A 20,216-nucleotide genomic window follows, 5' to 3' on the forward strand; every position below is an offset into this window, starting at 1 on the left:
TTCATTGGGAATTCAAAAAACCTGGATAACGCGATTCTGGTCTAGGGTCTCAGCGCCACATTCGGCTTGGCCTGTTCGCATGAACGGCCCGCATGCGCCTTCAACGGGAACAGGAACGTGCCCGCGAGCGCGACCACGACAGCCGTCAAGATCGCTTGCATCGCTGCTTTCAGGAGGCGGCGCGTGCGCGAAACACGCGCCTGGTATTCGCGGTCGTACGGCCCGAAATTGGTCGGGACCCTCTTCACGACGACACCTCGCTGCAGATCAAACCGACAGTCAGGGACATGTTGAAAGAGATTGTCTGCATGCAAGCCTCAGGGCGAAGTGAAGGTGCGCGGATGATGTTTCGCATCTGAACGTCGCGGAACAAGTTAACGAATCAGTGGCAACTTCCAGCGCTTTCGGTATCGCTACTCGATACTTGCCTGAGGCTTCAGCCGGCGCGCGAGCAGATCGTCACGCGTGTAGGTCCTGTCGGTTCCGGCGAGGCGCATGGCGATCACTTCGAGCGCGCCCTGCGTGGGTGCTGGCGTGCCCGGGTTCAGAAAAGCCAGAGGCGTGAGCAGACTGAGCAACACGAGACTCCAGCTCAACCGCGGATGCGGAAGCCGGTGCTGCCACAGAAGAAATGCGCCGCTGACCGCCATGCCCAGCGCGAATCCAGCCGCGACTTCGGACTTCGAATGCGCGTACAGCGCCAGCCTGGACGCACCGATGAACACCGCAAACATCAATCCGAACGACGCGGCGGAAACGCGGACACGATGCGACTGCTGAGAGGCAGCGAGCCAGCATGCCACAGGCCATACGCACGCCGATAGAGCCGTGTGACCGCTGAAGCCGGTGAAGTTGATCAAGGCGATGCCGATGCCCCAGCCCAGGAACGCGATTTTCGACACGGCGATCACGCAGCACCCGAGCCCGAACAAAAGTACCCAGCGCCACGCCGATGGGCGCGTCGCTTCGCGAATGCCGAGCCACACCGCGATCCACAGCGCGACCGGCAGCAGAAAGCCACTGTCACCGAACCAGGTCACAGCGACCCAAAACCATTGGGGAAAAGGCAAGGACATCAGTCGAAATTCATGCGCTAAGAAGCCCGCTCACGCGCCGCTGCAGGATGTCGGGCTGCACCTCGGCATGGCGCAGCGCGTCGCCGACATTGAGGCCCACCCGACTGAACAGGCCTCGCCGGAAGGGTCGCACCATCGCGACGTTTTCTCCGTCTCGCACTTCGACCCGGCTGAAGTACGAGCCCCACAAATTCGTCAGAGCCATGGGAACCACCGGAACGTCGATGCCTTCGGCGCGCGCGGCCTCGAGGATTTTCATCACGCCGCCCTTGAACGGCTGGAGCTGCCCGTCGCGAGTGATCGCGCCTTCGGGAAAGATGGCGAGGAGGTCGCCCTCCCGCAGCACCTGCACGGCCTGCGCGAAAGCGTCTTCGTAGGCGGCGGGATCTTCCTTCTGCGGCGCAATCGGAATGGCCTTGGCCAGCCTGAACAGCCAGCCCAGCACGGGTACGCGGAATATGCGGTGATCCATGATGAAGCGAATGGGACGCGGGCTCGCCGCCATGAGCAGCACCGCATCGATAAAGCTTACGTGATTGCAAACGAGGACCGCCGCTCCATCGCCCGGAATATGTTCGTCCCCTTTCACGTCGAACCGGTAGACGAAGCGGGACAGCACCCAGGCGACGAAGCGCAGCAGGTATTCGGGCATGAGCATGAAGATGTAGAACGCGACCACCGCATTGGCAATTCCCGTGAAGAGAAAGATCTGTGGAATCGTAAAACCAGACTTCAAAAGCGCGCCCGCAATGATTGAACTGGCAATCATGAACAGCGCGTTGAGAATATTGTTGGCCGCGATGATGCGCGCCCGGTGCGTGGGCTGGCTGCGCAACTGGATCAGCGCATACATCGGCACGCTGTAGAGCCCGGCAAACAGCGACAGCAGACCGAGGTCGGCCATCACGCGCCAGTGGGCCTTCTCCCGAATAAAGCCGCCCAATCCCAGTTCTCCAAGCGCGGGCAGCGCGCGCGACGCGAAGTACAGGTCGATTGCGAATACGCTCATCCCGATCGCACCCAACGGCACCAGGCCGATCTCGACCTGGCGCCGGCTCAGCGTCTCGCATAGCAGCGATCCGATGCCGATGCCGACCGAGAAAACCACCAGCAGCAGCGAGGCCACCTGCTCGTCTCCGTGGAGCACCTCCTTGGCAAAGCTCGGAAACTGGCTAAGGAAGATCGCGCCGAAGAACCACATCCACGAGATGCCAAGCAGCGAGCGGAAAACAACGATGTTCCCATGGGCCAGCTTGAGATTGCGCCACGTCTCGCTCACCGGGTTCCAGTTGATCCGAAGCTCCGGATCGGTGGCGAGCGCTTGCGGGATCGCCTGCGCAACGCCTCGCCCCGCCAGCGCGAGCAGCACGCATGCCAGTGCCACCGACGTGTGGCCGATATGCGGCACCGCGATCAGAAGACCCCCGGCGACCTGCCCCAGCAGGATGGCAACGAAAGTGCCCATCTCGACCATGCCATTGCCGCCAGTGAGCTCGCGCGCGTCCAGCACCTGCGGGAGATAGGCAAACTTCACGGGCCCGAACAAGGTGGAATGCAGTCCCATCAGGAAGACGCAACCGAGCAGCACAGCCGCATCGGCCCGCATGAAGCCCCACGCGGCGATCAGCATGATCGCGATCTCGAGGTTTTTGACGAAGCGGATCATCTTCGTCTTGTCGAACTTGTCGGTGAGTTGCCCGGAAGTCGCCGAGAAGAGCAGGAAAGGCAGGATGAACAGCGCTCCGATCGCGAGCCCCGCCATGGCGGGGGGCATCCAGCTGAGCTGTAGCTGGTAGGTCACCATGACCGTGAAAGCAAACTTGAAGAGGTTGTCGTTGGCCGCTCCAGCGAATTGCGTCCAGAAGAATGGCGCAAAGCGCCGCTGACCCAGAAGCGCGAACTGGTTGGCATGCGCATGCGGATCAGGCGTGGGGGACGATGATGCGTTGGCGGTTGTGGTCATTCGCAAAGCCTGGTTGGCAAGTTCCTCAAGCCGTTACGGCAGCGGCGCCCGGATTGTGCCGCAGCGTCTGACGGCCCATCGCCTGCAATGCGTGCAACACCGGGAGCGCCGCCAATGCAGCCATGAAGTGCTTGAGGCCGTGGCCCGAGATCAATTGCCGGGTGGCCTCGTAAATGGACGCGTCCGACAGCTCGAACAGCTTGGCCAAGACATAGAAGAAGACCACCCACCCCAGCTTCAGATCGATGGCGCCAGGCGATGATCTTGCGAGCGAGAGGACCAAAATCAGTGCCATTCCACCAAACTGCACCAGCGTCCAGGGCAAGGCATTGCCCGTCCTGTATTGGACGGCCGCCGCCACCAGGGCGCCGCTCATCGTGAGCCAGGCGGCGGGCCATCCGGCGCGCTCGCTCACCCGCTCGCAAACCGCAAGGCCGACGAGACCCGACAACGCGATGGCCATCCCTGCTCGGTCCGCCGCGAGCCGCGTCGCATCAGGCTGCACGTGATAGAAGGCGGACGCCGCCGCGGTGAAGATCAGCCCCGCGAAGAACATCCACGCACAATCCAGCGCGTTCACAGGAAGGCGAGTGGCCGCCTGGGGCAGCGGCGCGGCGTCGAGGGCGTCTTCGTGCGCCCGATCGAGCCAATGGAGCCAACGCAAGCCCCAGATGCCAATCAGGGCCAATGGCAGATTGCTCAGGACATCCAAGGACGACAGCGGCATGACGGACTCCGGTGAAAAGTTCGATCGGCGCAATCTAGGTTGCCGGCCCCTTCGGAGGCATCGAGAATCGATACGGAGCACTTTTTCACCACCGGCGGTATCGCCCGGCAGTACCGGTTCCGATATCAACATCAACACTCGCCCTTCTGTCGCCACCCATGAGCACCACCGTCGATCTGGTCGTCGCCCTCAAGAACGAACTCAAAAGCGCCCACATGACGTATGCGGACCTCGCCAGGTCGCTGGACATGGCGGAATCAAGCGTGAAGCGGATGCTCGCCAAGGGCGATATGCCGCTCACGCGAGTCGATGCGATTTGCCGGGCTCTCAAGATCGACTTCGCGGAACTCGCCCGCCGTGTCGCGGACGCTCAACCCTTGCTGAAGGAATTGACGCTCGAACAGGAAAAGGCCGTAGTGAAGGACAAGAAGCTGCTGCTGCTCGCCATCTGCGTGCTGAGCCAGTGGACCCTCGAGCAGATCGTCGCGGCCTACCGCATCAGCGAAGCCGAATGCATCGGCTATCTCGCGCAACTCGACCGCATCGGAATCATCGAACTGCGGCCCCTGAATCGCTATCGCCTGAAACTCGCCAAGACCTTCCGCTGGCGTCCCCACGGTCCGGTGATGGATTTCTTTCGCGAGAACGTTGTGCTCGACTACTACCGGGGCGGCTTCGACGGCCCCGCCGAAGGCTTGCTGCTGGTGCATGGGTCCATCAGCAAGTCGCTTGCGCCTGCTTTTCTGGACCGTCTGCAGCGTGTGGCCCAGGACTTTGCCCAACAGCATCAGACCGACCAGAAGCTGTCGCCCAAGGAACGCGAGGGCTACACATTGCTTTTGGGGATGCGCAATTGGGAGTTCGAACTGTTCACCCGCCTTCGAAGAGCGTGAACAAAGGATGAACACACAGAAACCGGTTTCTTGGATAAGATGCGCCCCGCAGAAAAGTGGACCCTTTCGTCCCACCGTCGGCGCAAACTCCCATGAACGCTCAGGTGAACCGCAAGCGCGGTTCGGTGACTGCCCCACATTGATCAATCGCCGACTGGAGAGACACCACGCCATGTGGTGCACCGAAGGAGCAAGTCCGCTGCATGCCGCATCGGATGAATCTCTCAGGTAAAGAAGACAGGGGGAGCGGCAGTCTGAACACGGGTTTTCGGCGCTGACACAGTAAGCGCCAACGCCCGCCGTTCATGCCATCCCAAAAGGATTCGGACATGCGCGTGGTTGTGCTCGGCGCTGGTTTGCTCGGCGTCACGACGGCTTATTACCTTCAGCAGCTCGGTCACGAGGTGATCGTCGTGGACCGCCACGGGACCCCCGCCGCCAAAGCCAGGGGCAGGGTCGAACCCGGCGAGCCTGCCATCGCATTGCACGGCGGCGGTGCGGCTTCGGCCTGTGCTCGGCGAAGCAAAGGCAATGGGCCCCGGCTCTGGGGGAAAGTGCGTCGCCGCCTCTCCGAACTGCTCGACCGCGCCATCGGTGCGCCGCCTCAACGCGATCCGCTCGATCAACTGGTGCGCCTGGCAGCCTACAGCCGCAACACCGCACGGGCGCTTCATGACGAGGCTGGCATGCCTCAGCGGCCGCGCTCGAACGGGCTGATGAAGTTCTTTACCGACGCCGAAGCTTTTCGAGCGCGCGTGGCGCGGGCACCCCATTGGTCCGAACTCGGCTGCGAGGAGCGCCTGCTCTCGCCCGAGGAAGCGATGGCCTTCGAGCCCGCACTGCAGGCCGTTGGCGCCGCGCTCGTCGGAGCAACGTTCTCGCCCGAAGACCCGGCACGCGATCCAGCCCAGTTCGCAGCCAGCATCGTCTTCCTGTGCCGCGCGGCCGGCGTGCGATTCATGATGAAACACACGGTCGTTTCGCTGAAAACCCGCGATGGCCGGATCAGTCACGTGGACCTGCTCAATGCGCAAGGACAACCGGTAGCCCTGCGCGCGCAATCCTATGTGCTCGCCTTGGGCGCATCGAGCGTCCCGCATGCTGAAGAGCTCGGTATCGCCATGCCGCTGAACTTCGTGCGTGAGTACATCGCGACGGTGCCGGTCAAGGACGCGGCGCGTGCACCGCACATCGCACTGCACGATCGCCAGGGCAAGCTGCGCATCAGACGGCTCGAAAGCGCAAACGGTGTGTATCTCCGGGTCTCTTCCACGGTGCGCGTACGCGATGACGAAGAGAGCGAGCCCGATTCGGACCGCTTCCGAGCAATGCTGGGCCGCATCGACATTCTGTTTCCCGGAATGGCGAAAACCGATGAGGCATCGCTCGACACGGCGATGCACGCGGTAAGCAGAAACCGCCTGCCGATGATCGGCAAGACGCGAGTACCCAATCTTTTCCTCAATACGGCCCCCGGTACACCCACCTGGGCCCACGCCTGCGGCGCGAGCAAATCGGTCGCCCGTATCATCAGCGGCTTGCGACCCGAACTCGACTTCGCCTTCAGGGGCCTGTAGCCAGCGCGCCGCAGCGCCCCTACAATCGCCCCACTGCAGGAGAGCAGGCCGCCTGGCGGCCTCACCGAAGGCGCAAACTCCCATAAACGCTCAGGTCGGCTCGCAACAACGAGCCTGTACTGCACCAACTGTCAGAGCCGTCTGGAGAGCCATCACGCAAAGTGATGCACCGAAGGAGCAAACCCGTTGCGGGCGCAACGGGTGAATCTCTCAGGTACCGAGGACAGGGGGAGCGGCAACTTGGACGCACGGTCCGGTTGCTTTCGTTTTCACAGCATCCGTTTTCGTTCGATCCAATCGCTGCAACCTTAGAGGTTTACTCAAATGCGCGTGATCGTTCTTGGCGCCGGCCTGCTCGGCGTGACTTCGGCTTATTTCCTCCAGCAACTCGGCCACGAAGTGACCATCATTGACCGGCAGGCCACACCAGCCGCCGAAACCAGCTTTGCCAACGGCGGCCAGATCTCGGTGAGCCATGCCGAGCCCTGGGCCAATCCGGGTGCACCGCTGAAGGTGCTGCAATGGCTCGGCAAGGAAGACGCCCCCCTGCTGTTCCGTCTGCGCCCAGACATGCGGCAATGGCTTTGGGGATTGCAGTTCCTGCGCGAATGCACGCCGGCACGCACCCGCCACAACATAGAGCAGATCGTTCGCCTGGGCACTTACAGCCGCGAAACGCTGCAACAACTGCGGCGGGACACAGGCATTGCCTATGACCAGCGCATGCAGGGCATCCTTCACTTCTATACGACGCAAAAGGAATTCGACGCCGCACTGGCGCCTGCCGAACAGATGCGCGCGCTGGGCTGCGACCGGCAGGTCATCTCGGCCGACGAGGCGGTGAAGCTCGAGCCCGCGCTGGCCCACATTCGCCCGCAATTGGCTGGCGCCACCTACACGGCCGAAGACGAATCCGGCGACGCGAACCGATTCGCACGCGAACTCGCCGCTCTCGCCCAGGCAGCGGGCGTTCGCTTCCTTATGAGCCATACCGTGACCGCCCTGCGCGAAGCCGGTGGCTCGATCGAGCACGCCGAAGTCACGGACGACGAGGGCAGATTCCAACGCATTCGCGGCGACGCGTTCGTGTTGGCGATGGGCTCCTTGAGCCCGCTCCTTGCCGCTCCGCTGGGCCTTCGTCTGCCGATCTATCCGGCAAAGGGCTACTCGGTCACGATGCCGGTGGTCGACGCAGCCAAGGCGTACCAGGTGTCGTTGACCGATGACGAATTCAAGCTCGTCTTCTCGCGCTACACCTCGGACACCGGCGATCGGATGCGGATCGCAGGCACCGCCGAACTCAATGGCTACGACCGCGACCTGAACCGCGTTCGCTGCGAAGCCATCGTTCGCCGCGTCCAGCAGCTGTTCCCGGGCGCCGGGGACCCTACGCAGGCGCAGTTCTGGACGGGCCTTCGCCCCGCCACGCCGAGCAATGTGCCCCTGGTCGGCGCGACGAAACTGCCGAATCTGTTCCTGAACACCGGCCACGGCACACTCGGCTGGACGCACGCTTGCGGTTCGGGCAAGTCGATCGCGCGGATCGTCAGCGGTCTCACACCGGAAGTGGATTTCAGCTTCACCGGCGCGATCGGACGCGGCGCGAAACGTCAGTCGTCGCTGGTGAAGACCGTCAACACGCCCGTGTAGCCATAGAGGTGATGGCGGGCGATCTCGCCTGCGGCGAAGAAGCCGACCAGCGGGACATCGCCCAGCGCGTGTCGCACGATCTGCAATTCGGCGCCGGGAGCGCCGAAATGCGGGCCACCTCGACCGGAGCAACTCACGTACACCGCACCGGCGATGCGGCGCGCGGGGTGCGGCGCGGCCTCGGCTTCGCCGGCGGCTACAGCGCGCGCCGTGGCCAAGGTCTGCTCCTCCGGCTCCAGTTCTTCGCGGATTTCGGCGCACACGCGCATCAGATCGGCTCGCGCCGCCTGCGCGTTGCGTCGGCAGAAGCTCACTCGCATGCCGGGCTCCGCCACGTCGGCAATCGCCACGCCGCGACGCGTCGGGTCCAGTCCGATGATGTGCCGCACACGAACGTCAGCGCCCAAGTCGCGCGTACGCCTTACGCCATCGCTGCCGGCCTCGGCCAAGCCCACCAGGGTGGCGCGCACCGCATCGACGGCATGCTCGGGCGCATCGAGCGAGACGTTCAGGTCGTCGAGCAGCACGTCCAGGGCCGGCTCGCCATCGAGCTCGAGCAGCAGGTTGCCGTCCACGTGCGTGATTTCTCTTTCCTGCGACACAGGCTGGCAACCCTGCGTGACGCGCGACACCAGGCGCACGCCTTCGCCGAACACCACGCCCGACAAGCCGCCCGAGAAAACTCCGCCCACCGCACCGTGCCCGGGAATGTTGCCGTTGCCGCCGACCGCAAACTGCAAGGATCCGGCGCGCCCCGACGAGAGGCCGCCGAACAGGTAGCCGGTATCGGTACGGTCAGCCATCTCGGCGATCAGTTCGGCGAGTTCCGGCGTACGCGGGTCGGCATGCACCAGCGCCATCTTCGCCGCGAAACCGCTCATCTCCGAACTCGCAAGCGGCGCCACGCCGGAGAACACACGGTACTGATCGGTCGGCAACTCGCACAGCATGACGCTGAGCGCCGGCTCGTCGAAGTATTCGGCGTTGTTCGCGGCGACGCCGACGCCGACGGTGCCGGACCAATCGGTGATCTCTGGCAGTTCGGCGCCCAGGTGATCGAGGATCTCCTGCGCATCGGCCGAGTAGTGATCGGTGATGTAGAGCAGGCCCAGTGTGGGTGCGCGCGCGTAGTCGGCCAGCGCCATCTGCGCACGCAGTTGGGCGAGCACGAGTCCGGCCGCCATGCGCCATTGCGGATGAGTGGCGTGCCCGGAAGGAAAGAGCTTCATGCGCTCGGCTTTCTGTGCGGGAAGGAGAAGGCGTCGTCAGTGTCCGCGCGCCCGCTTGCGCGCCGGAGTGGGCGATGTGCTGCTTCCGGCGGCGCTGCGACCGCCGGCGGATTTTTTACTGGATGCGGCGGTAGCCGTCTTTCGTGGCGCCTTGCCCGATGCCGCCGGCGTCTTCTCGCCGTGCGCTTCGGACAGCGGCGGCATCATCGGCATCTTGACCTGTGAAGCTTCGTGCAAGGCAGAGCTCGCGATCTGCTGGAACTGCTGCGTGAGTGCGCCCCACCATTGAAGCGGGTCGACCACGCCTGCCGCGCCCGCCGCGCCCTCGGGGCGGGCCGGGGCGCCAGTCTCTTTCGGTTCCACTTCCTCTTCAGCTTGCGGTTTCGCCTTCGAAGCCGCCGCAGCCGAGGGCGGCGGGGACTCGGTGCTGAACGCCGGCGTCGCCGCGGCTTGGCGGGTGAAGACGCTGGCGAGATCTTCCATTTGCACATTCATGCCGCGCAACGTGGAGAGGGTCATCTTCTGCACTTCGAGCGCCTGGATCGTCGCCTTGAGCGCATGGCCGTTTTGTTCGAGCCAGAACTGCACCGTCTTGAGTTCCTGGATCCGCTTTTCGACCTCCTCCACGCTGAGCGTGGGCGCCACCCAACTGGAGAGGCTCGGCATGCCCGGAACCGCGCTCGCGCTGGCCGCAGCGCCTCCGCTCGCCAGGTTCCGCAAGAAATCGAAGCCGGGAACGAACTGGCTGAAGGCAAAAGGCTTGCTTGCGTCGCTCATGAGGGGTCTCCGGAAGAGTGTTCTTGTGTGGGGCAGCTTACTCCAACGTCGCCGGCCTTTGGATCGCTCAGTGCTTGTGTTCGCCGCCCGCGGGCACCGCGGCGCCAGTGAGCACGGGCACGTTGATGTTCAGCGAAGTCTTCTGCCCCTTGGCATCTTCGAAGCGCAGCGTCAGAGGCACGTTGGTTCCGTTGGCCAGCGGCTGCTTCAGGTCAGTCAGCATCAGGTGATAGCCGCCCGGCTTGAGTTCGACGGTTTGGCGCGCCGGCAGGTCGAGCCCGCCCTCGACGGCGCGCATGCGCATGGTGTCGCCCTCCATCTTCATCTCGTGAACATCCGCCACGCCGGCGACCGGCGTCGAAGCCCCGACCAGTCGCGCGCCCGACGGCGCGCTGAGTTTCATGAAAGCGCCGGTGCCGCTCTGACCGGGCACCGATGCGCGAATCCACGCATCGCGCACATCGACCGCGGCAACGCCGGGCGCCAGCACGTCGAGCCGCGCCGCCGGGCTTTCGAGTCCGGTGGTGTCATTGCCTTTGGCAGGGACCTGCGCCCAGTCGGCGCTGCCGTTGTCGCAAGACTGCAGCACCTTGAACCACAACACGCCGGGCGTCGCGGGCAGCTTGCCTCGAACGACGAACTCGGCGCGCTCGTTGGCAGGAAGAGCCGACTGCGCGCTTTCGGCAGTCCAGCGCACTTCGCCGCCATTGTCACCCGCGGGCGGCGCTTCGAGCTTCCAGCCCTTGCGCGCCTGCGCATCGGAGAAGGCAAATCCCTTGGGCAATCGCACGGCGATGCCGGTGGTGGTCTTCGCATCCTTGCATGCATGGCCGACACGGAAAGCGGCTTCGTAGTTGCTGCCGGCGGTCGCGCCGCCCGGCGGCAGCGTGACGTGCGCGAAGGCACCGCCGGCGCCTGTCAGCAGAATGCAGGCAGCGACGTGCTTGAGTGTGAATGCGGGGTTCATGGCAGATCCTTGGTGAAGAGTGGAGTCAGAGGTCGAAACGGAGTTCAGCGGTGTAGGTGCGCTGCGGGTACGGATGGAAATTCCAGTATTGGTAGTTGTTGGCGTTGTCGATGCCCAGGGCAGCCGACCAGCGTTTGTCGATCTGGTAGCGGGCTCGCAGGTCGACCGTGAAGTACCGGCTGGCGCCGAAGTAGGCGAAGCCGTTCACGTCGCTGTTGTCCAGGTTGGAATATTGGGTTCCGCTGTAGCGCGCGGCGGCGGTAAAGGCCCATTGCACATCAGGCTTGTACGTCGCGAAAACCGTCGAGCGCCAACGCGGCACGCGCGGTTGCCATTTGCCGACGCTCGCCGGATTGCCGGGGTTCGCCACGATCTTCGAATCGGCAAAAGTGAGGCTGGCGCCGACCTCGACGCCACGAACCAACACGTCCTGTCCCGTGTAGGCCAGCTCGAAGCCGGTGGTGCGCACCTTTTCGATGTTCTGAACGCGCGAGATCGTGGTGTTGGGGATCAGCTGGCTGTAGAGCGCGTCGTCTGTCGTCTCGTGGAAGAGCGTTGCACGTGCCAGGGCGTTGCCAAGGTCCTTCTCGGCCGACAGTTCGCTGGTCCATGATTTCTCGGGTTTCAGGAACGGGTCGTTGATGAAGGACAGTGCGCCGCCCGTCGTCGTTCCGTAGAGCTCGCCCACCGTTGGATACCGCACCGCGCGTCCGAGCGAAGCCTTCAGCACCGTGTCTTGCGTCCATTGGTAGGCGATCGCGGCCTTCGGTGAAAAGTCGGATTCGCCGCGATCCGGGTAGGCCAGAGTGTTGGTGGCCGTGGAGGTGAATCCATCCATGGCCTTCCAGTCCTCATAGCGCAATCCCAGCACCGCCTTCCACTTGGGCGCAAAGGACCAGGCGTCCTGCGCCCAGGCGCTCAGGGTCTGGGACCGCCCTCCCACATCGCTGACCAGGGAGGTTGGCGGGCCATCGAGCCAACTGCCGAGCACGTTGTTCTTGAGGATGCCGAGTTTGTAGGCGTCGCGTCCGACGCCGAAATCGACGATGTGGGCACCGCCCACGCCCTGCGGCCGCCAGGTGCCCTTGGCCGCGACCGTGTTCCAGCCGGTCCCGCCCTGGTCCTGCAACGTGCCGGCGCCACCGAAGTTCGCCAGCGGCGGCGCGATGGTCGGTGCGCGCTGTTGGTCGGTCGCGTAGTCGTAAAGGCTCGCTGCGACTTCCCAGTCCCATTCGCCCTGCGTGTTGCTCTTGACCGAAAGCCCGTGCATGGAGTGCGTCTGGTTGTCATTCGTGAGCGGAAACGCAGTGGGCCCCAGGCCGAAGCTGCGGTTGGCGATGTTCACGAGCCCGGTGTAGACCGGCTGGCCGCTCGAATTGCCGAGGTAGGTCGCGGGGCGACCCTCCGCGGTGTTCTGCCACCAGCCGAGGGTGTAGGTTGCCCGTACCGTGGACGAAAAGTCGTACGCCAGCTTGAGCTTGGCGTGGTCCTGGATGGTGTGGTACTGGGTGCCGGTGCCCAGGATGTACCAGGGCGTGTTGGTGGTGTTAAGGCCCAGCACGGCGCCGGTGACGGGCGTTCCGGCTCGGCCCGCGGTGCCCGACGCCACCGTCGCGGTCGTGAAGGTCAGCGGCTGCCCCTGGCTGTCGGTGCGGCTGACGTCGATCCACCATGACCAGTCGCCGCTGCGGCTGCCCAGGGAGGCGCTGGTCTGCCAGCTGTTGAACGTCCGGTGCGTGTTGTAGAGATCAAAGGGCTGCGACGAGTAGCCTGCCTTGACGTGCGCCTCCAGCTGGGTCGGCATGCGGGTGACATAGTCGACCACCGCCCCCGCCGAGTTGCCCGGGTAGGCTGCCGAAAACGGGCCGTACATCACATCCACGCGCTCGATCTCCTCCGGCGTGACGAGCCCCCATCGGGGCGCGTAATTCGTTCCGTTGGCTATGCCGTTGCCCAGGTAATTCGACAGCAGGATGCCGTCGGCATACACGGCCGAGCGCGCGCTATTGCCGGTGCCCGAGGCGCGGGTCGACAAGATGGCGTGGTTGTAATCGCCGATATAGCGCTTGCGCACCAGCAGGCTTGGCATGTACTTGAGCGCGTCCTCGCTGTCGGTGGCGTTGATGCGCGTCTGGATTTCTTCGCGCGTGATGCCTTCGATCGTGGTCGGGATCTGCGTGGGCAGCGAGCTCGGTTGGCCACCGGTCACCGTCACCACGCCGAGCGACTTGACCCGCTCGGGCGCGTCGTCGGCAGCCTGTGCCCACGCGCCCGCCCACGGAAATGCCGCGCTCATGGCGAGCGACAGCACGGTTTTGTTGTTCATCGAAAAGTGCTCCTCGGCGCCCTCCTGGCGCCGGTGAATTGCGGGAAGCCGGCTCGGGCGCACCACCAGAAGTGGCGCCCGGGCGTGGCAAGGCCGAATTACTTCAGAGGAGACTTGGAGGACCGCGCGCCGGCATCGGCGCCGCGGTCGCCGCGGCGATGCGCGCGGCAGGGATGGGTTGGACGGCATGCGCCAGCGGGTGGATCGCTGGCAGCACGACAGCTGGCGTGGGCGGAGGGGCGCCTGCTATGACGCACAGCGGGCAGTCCATGTGCGCGCCGCCCACTTCCTGTAGGCCATGGTCCGTCTGCACGACCACCTTGACCGCGCCGGCGCTGGAGCAAAGCAGCTCCATCGCCTGGGGATGAACCACCGGCGAGGCGATCGCCACGCCGAGCGACAGCGCAAACCAGATCAGCACGAAGCTGATCAGGCGGTGGGCGCGGCGCAGTGGGGACATCGAAAGGGATTATCAATCAACCCTCGCCATCTCCCCCCGGCTTGTGGACAATGAACGATTCGACACAAAAGTCACATGTCCATCTTTCATCTCGCCTTTCACGTCCGCGACCTCGACGTAGCGCGGGGCTTCTATGGCCGCGTACTCGGATGCGCCGAAGGACGGAGCACCGACACGTGGGTCGATTTCGATTTCTTCGGCCACCAAATCTCGCTGCACCTCGGCGAGCCTTTCGCCACCTCGCGCTCAGGCCGCGTCGGCGACGTGATGGTGCCAATGCCTCACTTCGGCATCGTGCTCGAACTGCCCGCCTGGCGCGCACTGGCTGCACGCCTCGAATCCGCCGGGACCGACTTCGTCCTGAAACCCCAGGTTCGCTTTGAAGGCCAGCCCGGCGAGCAATGGACGATGTTCTTTTGCGATCCCTTCGGCAACCCGATCGAGGCCAAGGGCTTCCGGTCGCTGGACACCGTCTACGACACATGACGCCGCGCTCCGCAAGCGCTGCCACGTCGACCTCGCTACGGGTCGCGGGAGTGCTGGCCGGCCTGCTTCTGTTTGGCCCGGGCGCGGCCTACGCTGCCCAGGATTGCGATCTCAACGGCGCCGCCGTCAATCCCGCGGACGGCAACAGCACTGCCGGCAAGACCGGCTTGATGCGCTGCAGGGACCACGACAGCCGCGAGCTGGTTCGCGAGCAAGAGGTTCGGGGCGGCACCTTCGCGGGCCGCGTGCGCATCTACGAAAACGGAAAGCTGGCGAAGGAATACTCGGTGAACGCCACCGGCAACATGGACGGACGCGCCCGAGAGTTTTCACCGAATGGACAGGTCGTGAGGGACGCCACCTACGACGACGGCCGCGAAACGGGCCTCGTGCGCAGCTTCTATCCTTCCGGACAGCTGCGCAAGGCGACCTACTTCGCGGATGCCGCGGGCGAACGCGCATCGGTCGAGTTCACCGATCGCGGCCAGCTCTCGGCCTTGCGTTGTGGCGACAAGCCGGTGCTCGCGCCCGTTGCCGACGACGCGCGACTCTGCGGCTTCGGAAGCGGGCCGTCGCGCGTCGACCTGTTCGATGCCAAGGGAATACTGCGCTCCCGTGTGTCCTATCTGGCGGGCAAGCGTGTGCGAAGCGAAGACTTCTATGACAACGGCAAGCCCTCGGCAACCGACGAATTCCTGCCCAACCAGCGCACCGAGCGACGCTTTTCGTCCGAAGGCATCAAGCGCCGCGAAGTGGTCTCCCTGCTGAGCGAACGTGGCCCGATCAAGCAGCGCGAACAGGAGTTTTCAGAAAAGGGCACGCTCGTGCGCGACCAACGCTGGAACGCGGCCGGCGACCCGACCAGCGACGAAAGCTTCTACCTGAACGGCCAGCCGCGGAGCAAGGCCGTTTATGGCGCCGACGGCGACGCACGGCTGATCGAAATCACCGAATTCCACGACAACGGACAGCGCGCTGCCGTCGGGCGTTACGTGGCGATCGACCGCTTCCGGCAGATCCCCGTCGGAACGCATCAGCGCTTCAGCGAAAACGGCACGCTCATCGCTGAGTCGGTCTACGACGACAAGGGGCGCGTCACCCGCGAACGCGTGTGGGACGCTCTTGGCAAGCTCGAACGGGACGACGAAGTCTTCGAGGACGGCTCGCGCAAGGCGTTTGCCCGGCCCTGAGCAGCCTCGCAGCCTCAATCGAGCTTGATGCCCGCGGCCTTGATGATGGGGCCCCAGCGCTGCGACTCCGCCCGCGACAGCGCAAAGAACTGCTGAGGGGTGCCGGGCATTGCCTCCATGCCGAAGTCGTTGAAGCGCTTTTGCACCTCAGGCGCCGTGAACGCGCGATTCAGATCGGTGTTGAGCCGCGTCACTACCGCTGGCTGCATACCTGCCGGGCCGAGGATCCCCTGGAACGCGAACACCTCCGCATTGGGCACGCCGACTTCCGCGAGCGTGGGCACGTCCGGCAGCAGCTTCGAGCGAGCGCCGGAGCCGATGGCCAGCACGCGCACCTTTTTGCTTTGCATGATGGACAGGCCGGACGCCAGATCGAGGAACATGCACGGCACCTGACCGCCCATCACGTCCGCCATCGCGGGCGCCGCGCCCCGGTATGGGATGTGCGTGATGAAGGTGCCCGTGCGGTTCTTGAACAGCTCCATGGCGAGGTGATGCGGCGAGCCGTTTCCTGGCGACGCGTAGTTGACCTTGCCCGGATTGGCCTTCGCATAGGCGAGGAACTCCTTGAAATCCTTCGCCGGGAAGTTCGGGTTGACCACCAGTGCCAGCGGAAACTTGCCGATCGCGCCGATGTACGTGAAGTCCTTGGACGGGTTGAAAGGCAGCTTGGTGAAGAGATGCTCGTTGAAGGCCAGCACGGCGTTGTCGGCCGACAGGATGGTGTAGCCGTCGGGCTTGGCCCTCGCGACCAGTTCGGCGCCGATGTTGGTCGACGCGCCCGGACGGTTGTCGATGACGATCTGCTGGCCCAGCGTCTGGCGCATCGCCTCCGCGAGCGTGCGCGCGATCACGTCCGTTCCGCCGCCGGCGGGATACGGCACCACCCACTTGATCAGCTGGTCCGGATAGGTCTGGGCTCGCGCCCAAGGTGCGGCGGCTGCCGCGGCGCCAGCGGCGAGGGTGGTGAGCAGGGTTCTGCGATCCATCGAATAAGTCTCCTGGTTTTTCTGAAACGTTGACGTGAATTCAGGTTGGCCCCGCGGATAGGGACGGCGCTGGCAGATCGCGCAGCGCTTGCGCCAACGCGGCCCGACAACGCGCCTCATCGCCGATCTGCTCGAACAGCAGCAGCGCGAGCCGCGCGAGGAAAAGCGATTCTCGCTCGGCGCCAGCCTCGGTGATGGCGCGAGCACATTCGGCATAGACGCGATCACGCGCCTCGAGCGACAAGGCAGTCATGCGTGCTCCGTTTCGGCGAGCGCCGACGCGCGCTCCAGGGCATGCCGCAGCGCACCCGAAGGGACTCGGCGCCACCGCGCGGCGACGTGCCCGTCCGGCCGCAAGAGATAGACGGCGCCCTCTTCCGCACCCAGGGCAGCGAACACCGATGCATCGGCGCTTCCCGGCGGGAGTTCGCAGATCACCACCGCCAGCGGCGTCGCTTGGGCGGCCGCGATTTCGGCTGTGAGCGTGGCGTCCGTGCGCGTCATGTTAAGGACGAGCACCATGAAAGCCGGCCGTAGCCAGTCGGTGAGGTGAAGGTCCAGTGCAAGCGGTTGATCGGGCATGACGTCGCCTGGTTGCGGGCCCGGCATCGATGCATCGTCATCGCTCGAAAGCGCCGAGTTCTCGTACTGCACCGCCTGCGTCTGGCGCGGGTTGATCAGGTTTGCGATCTCGCGGTGCGCGCCTGACAAAGACAGCGCCGCCTCGCGCAGCAAATCGAAACCTCGTGTCGGCGGCGACATGAATTCGGTGCTGCGCATCGCGCTTTCAGCGTTGATATGAAAAGCGGCAACGCGCTCCTGCGAATAACTGTCGAGCAGCGCCGCGCTCGACACGCCGCGCGCCACCAGCGCCAGCTTCCAGGCGAGGTTGTCCGCATCATCGAAGCCCGAGTTCAGGCCGCGCACCCCGAAGATCGGCATCGCATGCGCAGCATTGCCGGCGAACAGCACGCGGCCGTGGCGGTAGCTCTCCAGGGTCATCGCGCCGGCACGGTAGACAGACGTCCAGACCGTCTTCCATGGCAGGTGACCTTCGCCGATTGCATCGAGGTGACGCTGCACGAATTCGTGCACCGCAGACGGCTGGAGCGCTTCCTCGGTGCTTTGCCCGGCGCGCAGTTGATAGTCGATGCGCCAGATGTCGTCCGGCTGCCGATGCATCAGCACCGTCGAGCCGGGGTTCCACGGCGGATCGAACCATGCGCGCCGCTCCGTCGGATGTTCGCTGTGCAGTTCGATGTCGATGATCACGTAGCGGCCTTCGTAAGCCGTGCCTTCGAGGTTGAGCCCGAGCGACTTTCGCACGAAGCTCTGGCCACCGTCGCAGCCGACCAGCCACTGGGCGCTCAATGCGTAGGCGCCTTGCGCATTGCGTGCCGACAGCGAGACGCCATCGGCATCCTCGACAAACCCCGTGAGTTCGGTGCCCCAGCGGATGTCGATGATCCCCGGCGTCGACTCGTTGCGGCGATTGATCTCGTCCAGCAGGTACTGCTCGATGTAGTACTGCTCGAGATTGATCATCGGCGGCAGCTTCTGCCTGGCGTCGTGCGGCATCTCGAAGCGGAACACCTCGTCGGTCTTGTAGAAGCTGCGCCCGCCGGTCCACGGCAGGCCTTTCGCCAGGAACGAAGGGAGTGCGCCGAGGCGTTCGACGATCTCCAGGCTCCGGCGCGAAATACATGCCGCCCGGCTGCCGACGCAAACGGTGTCGTCGGCCTCCAGGATCACGCTTCGGACGCCATGGTTCGCCAGGCCAAGCGCGAGCGACATGCCGACGGGGCCCCCTCCGGCAATCACCACCGGATGGCGAGCGGGCTCCTGTCCGTTTACCAACGATGGAAGGCGTGGTTCGTGGCGCGTGTAGTGAAACGCGCCGACGGATGGCGGCAGATCGGCCGCCTGCGGAGGCAGCGGTCCGGTTGCAGCATCGCCTGCACGCGCGGAGGGATGGGGCACGACAGCGGTAGTCATGCGAAGGGATTGTCCGGATGCACGAGAGCCGTCGTTGTCGTAACTTCGTACGAAGTGCAAACCCTTCCCCCACGATGAGACGCTGGCCAGTCAAAGGCGAAGATCGGCCGATCGCGGCGTCGGTCGTGAGCAACGTGCTCGCCGGCGTCGGCACGTCGCACTTGGCCGCCAGCTATCTGGCGGCGATGCACGCCGTGCTGCCGGTGACCTTCTGCACCGTCTTTGCAGTCGACTCGGCGGGCCGCATCGAAACCGTCTCGGCCGCCAGCTCCTACGGCAACACTGCCGAACGCACCGCCGAGCGCTATGTGGCGCAGCGCTTCGACCTGCTCGACGCCAACATGGCATGGCTGGCCGCCCGAAAGCTGCCGAAGCGGGCGCAGTTATGGCTGGGCCACCAGCGTGCGGAAGAAGTGGCCGACCCTGCCTATCGCGCGGCTTGCTACGGGGACGTTGGAATTCGCGAGCGTGCGTCGGTGCTGCTTCTCCTGCCTTCAGGGCAGCGCGCCGCCGTGAGCTTTTACAGGAGCCTCGCACAGCCGGATTTCAGCCCGGAGGACTTCCACCTGCTGGAAGCGCATGCAATGCTCTTGGCAGATGCAACAGCAGCGCACGGCCGCAGTGCGGTCGTCGCCAGGGAAGCGGCCGAGCCAACGCTCGCCTCGCGCTTGCCGGGGTTGAGCCTTCGCGAGCGCGAGGTGATCGGTCATCTGCTGGCCGGCAAGACGGCCAAGGAAGCGGCGCGAGAAATGAGCATCGAGCTCACGACCGCGAGAACACATCAGTACCGAGCGTTTCGAAGGTTGGGCGTTGCAAACATGAAGGAGTTGCTGCGTAGCCGCGCATGACGCGGGCTGGGGGCTGTCATCAGCCCCCGCCCGGCGCCACCACTTCCTGATCGATCGCCCCAAAGACCGACTGGCCGTCCTGCGCCTTCATCTCGATCCTGATCGTGTCGCCGTACTTCATGAACTCGGTCGAAGGCTGGCCGTCCTGAATCGTTTCGATGCAGCGCTTCTCGGCGATGCAGCTGTAGCCCTTCGGCCATTCCATCCGGCCACCCTTCTCGACGCCCTTGTTGCTCACGGTCCCGCTGCCGACGATGCTCCCGGCGCGCACGTTTCGCGTCTTGGCAATGTGCGCGACGAGTTGGCCGAAATGAAAGGTCATTTCCTCGCCCGCATCGCACATGCCGACCTTCCGGCCATTCCAGGTGCTTTGCAGCGCAAGGTGTACGCGGCCGCCCTGCCAGGCGTTGCCGAGTTCGTCGGTGGTGACCGCCACGGGACTGAAAGCCGTCGATGGCTTGCTCTGGAAAAACCCGAACCCCTTGGCAAGCTCGGCCGGAATCAGGTTGCGCAGGCTCACATCGTTCGCAAGCATGACCAGCCGGATCCCATCGAGCGCCTGCGCGGGTGTCGCGCCCATCCTGACGTCGCCGGTAACGACCGCAACCTCGGCCTCGAAGTCGATGCCGAAAGCCTCGCTGGAAACCACGATCGGATCGCACGGACCGATGAAATCGTCGCTGCCGCCCTGATACATCAGTGGGTCGACGTAGAAGCTCTCGGGGACCTCGGCGTTGCGGGCCTTGCGCACGAGTTCGACATGGTTGATGTAAGCGGAGCCATCGGCCCATTGATAGGCGCGCGGTAGCGGCGCCATGCACTGAGTCGGGTCAAACGGAAAAGCATGACGCGCACGGCCGCCGTTGAGCGCGTCGTAGAGATCCTGCAACTGCGGGCTGATGAAGCTCCAATCGTCCAGCACCTGCTGCATGCGGCTGGCGATGCCGGTGGCGTAATGCGCGGTGGCGAGATCGCGCGAAACGACGACGAGCTGCCCGTCGCGCGAACCGTCTTTGAGAGTGGCGAGTTTCATGGTGGCGGCCGATGCCGGCGCGGCATCGCT

General features: G+C 64.7%; 19 protein-coding genes and 3 riboswitches. Of the genes, 6 read left to right on the forward strand and 13 right to left on the reverse strand.

Features of this window, described 5'->3' with window-relative positions:
• Window positions 1-41: 41 nt before the first annotated feature.
• From AC1DSF_RS02455 to AC1DSF_RS02470, 4 genes are all read right to left on the reverse strand, one after another.
• Complete coding sequence (locus AC1DSF_RS02455) at window positions 42-248, reverse strand: hypothetical protein (protein WP_478125116.1); 207 nt, start codon at window positions 246-248, stop codon at window positions 42-44.
• A 165-nt stretch (window positions 249-413) separates the two neighbouring features.
• A complete protein-coding gene (locus AC1DSF_RS02460) occupies window positions 414-1,076 on the reverse strand; it encodes a phosphatase PAP2 family protein (protein WP_478125117.1) in 663 nt (220 codons plus the stop codon).
• Window positions 1,077-1,086: 10 nt separating this feature from the next.
• Window positions 1,087-3,039, reverse strand: a complete 1,953-nt coding sequence (locus AC1DSF_RS02465; protein ID WP_478182266.1) for an MFS transporter — start codon at window positions 3,037-3,039, stop codon at window positions 1,087-1,089.
• A gap of 25 nt (window positions 3,040-3,064) precedes the next feature.
• Window positions 3,065-3,766, reverse strand: a complete 702-nt coding sequence (locus AC1DSF_RS02470) for a hypothetical protein (protein WP_478182267.1) — start codon at window positions 3,764-3,766, stop codon at window positions 3,065-3,067.
• Between the two features lie 158 nt (window positions 3,767-3,924).
• Between AC1DSF_RS02470 and AC1DSF_RS02475 the strand changes: the two genes are divergently transcribed.
• From AC1DSF_RS02475 to AC1DSF_RS02485, 3 genes are all read left to right on the forward strand, one after another.
• Window positions 3,925-4,659 (forward strand): helix-turn-helix domain-containing protein, encoded by a 735-nt coding sequence (locus tag AC1DSF_RS02475; protein WP_478182268.1) that lies wholly within the window; start codon window positions 3,925-3,927, stop codon window positions 4,657-4,659.
• Window positions 4,660-4,803: 144 nt separating this feature from the next.
• A riboswitch (glycine riboswitch) is annotated at window positions 4,804-4,910 on the forward strand.
• Between the two features lie 78 nt (window positions 4,911-4,988).
• Entirely contained in the window at window positions 4,989-6,236 is a 1,248-nt protein-coding gene (locus AC1DSF_RS02480) for an FAD-dependent oxidoreductase (protein ID WP_478182269.1), read from the forward strand.
• 26 nt (window positions 6,237-6,262) lie between these two features.
• A riboswitch (glycine riboswitch) is annotated at window positions 6,263-6,363 on the forward strand.
• 4 nt (window positions 6,364-6,367) lie between these two features.
• Window positions 6,368-6,473, forward strand: a riboswitch (glycine riboswitch).
• A gap of 87 nt (window positions 6,474-6,560) precedes the next feature.
• The gene (locus AC1DSF_RS02485) at window positions 6,561-7,886 is read left to right on the forward strand and encodes a D-amino acid dehydrogenase (protein ID WP_478182270.1); all 1,326 of its coding nucleotides are present in this window, start codon (window positions 6,561-6,563) and stop codon (window positions 7,884-7,886) included.
• Here the strand turns inward: AC1DSF_RS02485 and AC1DSF_RS02490 are convergent.
• The 5 genes from AC1DSF_RS02490 to AC1DSF_RS02510 all read right to left on the reverse strand — a co-directional run bounded on the left by AC1DSF_RS02490 (window position 7,847) and on the right by AC1DSF_RS02510 (window position 13,645).
• Complete coding sequence (locus tag AC1DSF_RS02490; protein WP_478125123.1) at window positions 7,847-9,115, reverse strand: FIST signal transduction protein; 1,269 nt, start codon at window positions 9,113-9,115, stop codon at window positions 7,847-7,849. The genes AC1DSF_RS02485 and AC1DSF_RS02490 overlap by 40 nt on opposite strands.
• A 36-nt stretch (window positions 9,116-9,151) precedes the next feature.
• Complete coding sequence (locus AC1DSF_RS02495; RefSeq protein ID WP_478182271.1) at window positions 9,152-9,892, reverse strand: PhaM family polyhydroxyalkanoate granule multifunctional regulatory protein; 741 nt, start codon at window positions 9,890-9,892, stop codon at window positions 9,152-9,154.
• Between the two features lie 67 nt (window positions 9,893-9,959).
• Window positions 9,960-10,859 carry a copper chaperone PCu(A)C domain-containing protein gene (locus AC1DSF_RS02500; protein ID WP_478182272.1) on the reverse strand — a complete coding sequence of 300 codons (900 nt, stop codon included), beginning with the start codon at window positions 10,857-10,859 and terminating at the stop codon, window positions 9,960-9,962.
• 25 nt (window positions 10,860-10,884) lie between these two features.
• Entirely contained in the window at window positions 10,885-13,185 is a 2,301-nt protein-coding gene (locus tag AC1DSF_RS02505) for a TonB-dependent receptor (protein ID WP_478182273.1), read from the reverse strand.
• 103 nt (window positions 13,186-13,288) lie between these two features.
• Window positions 13,289-13,645, reverse strand: coding sequence for a DUF2946 family protein (locus AC1DSF_RS02510; RefSeq protein ID WP_478182274.1), 357 nt, complete (start codon window positions 13,643-13,645; stop codon window positions 13,289-13,291).
• Between the two features lie 75 nt (window positions 13,646-13,720).
• Between AC1DSF_RS02510 and AC1DSF_RS02515 the strand changes: the two genes are divergently transcribed.
• Entirely contained in the window at window positions 13,721-14,131 is a 411-nt protein-coding gene (locus AC1DSF_RS02515) for a VOC family protein (protein ID WP_478182275.1), read from the forward strand.
• Entirely contained in the window at window positions 14,128-15,321 is a 1,194-nt protein-coding gene (locus AC1DSF_RS02520) for a toxin-antitoxin system YwqK family antitoxin (RefSeq protein ID WP_478182276.1), read from the forward strand. The genes AC1DSF_RS02515 and AC1DSF_RS02520 overlap by 4 nt, the downstream gene beginning before the upstream one ends.
• A 14-nt stretch (window positions 15,322-15,335) precedes the next feature.
• Here AC1DSF_RS02520 and AC1DSF_RS02525 read toward each other — a convergent pair whose 3' ends face one another.
• The 3 genes from AC1DSF_RS02525 to AC1DSF_RS02535 are packed head-to-tail and all read right to left on the reverse strand — an operon-like array spanning window position 15,336 to window position 18,305.
• The gene (locus AC1DSF_RS02525) at window positions 15,336-16,310 is read right to left on the reverse strand and encodes a Bug family tripartite tricarboxylate transporter substrate binding protein (protein WP_478182277.1); all 975 of its coding nucleotides are present in this window, start codon (window positions 16,308-16,310) and stop codon (window positions 15,336-15,338) included.
• A gap of 40 nt (window positions 16,311-16,350) precedes the next feature.
• The gene (locus AC1DSF_RS02530; RefSeq protein WP_478125131.1) at window positions 16,351-16,563 is read right to left on the reverse strand and encodes a hypothetical protein; all 213 of its coding nucleotides are present in this window, start codon (window positions 16,561-16,563) and stop codon (window positions 16,351-16,353) included.
• Complete coding sequence (locus AC1DSF_RS02535) at window positions 16,560-18,305, reverse strand: FAD-dependent monooxygenase (protein ID WP_478182278.1); 1,746 nt, start codon at window positions 18,303-18,305, stop codon at window positions 16,560-16,562. The genes AC1DSF_RS02530 and AC1DSF_RS02535 overlap by 4 nt, the downstream gene beginning before the upstream one ends.
• 74 nt (window positions 18,306-18,379) lie before the next feature.
• Here AC1DSF_RS02535 and AC1DSF_RS02540 point away from each other — a divergent pair, with 74 nt between their 5' ends.
• Window positions 18,380-19,153, forward strand: coding sequence for a response regulator transcription factor (locus tag AC1DSF_RS02540; RefSeq protein ID WP_478125133.1), 774 nt, complete (start codon window positions 18,380-18,382; stop codon window positions 19,151-19,153).
• A 19-nt stretch (window positions 19,154-19,172) separates the two neighbouring features.
• Here AC1DSF_RS02540 and AC1DSF_RS02545 read toward each other — a convergent pair whose 3' ends face one another.
• Entirely contained in the window at window positions 19,173-20,186 is a 1,014-nt protein-coding gene (locus tag AC1DSF_RS02545; protein ID WP_478125134.1) for a fumarylacetoacetate hydrolase family protein, read from the reverse strand.
• Window positions 20,187-20,216: the final 30 nt, after the last annotated feature.

The sequence above is a fragment of the Variovorax sp. 01N429 genome (assembly GCF_056399425.1).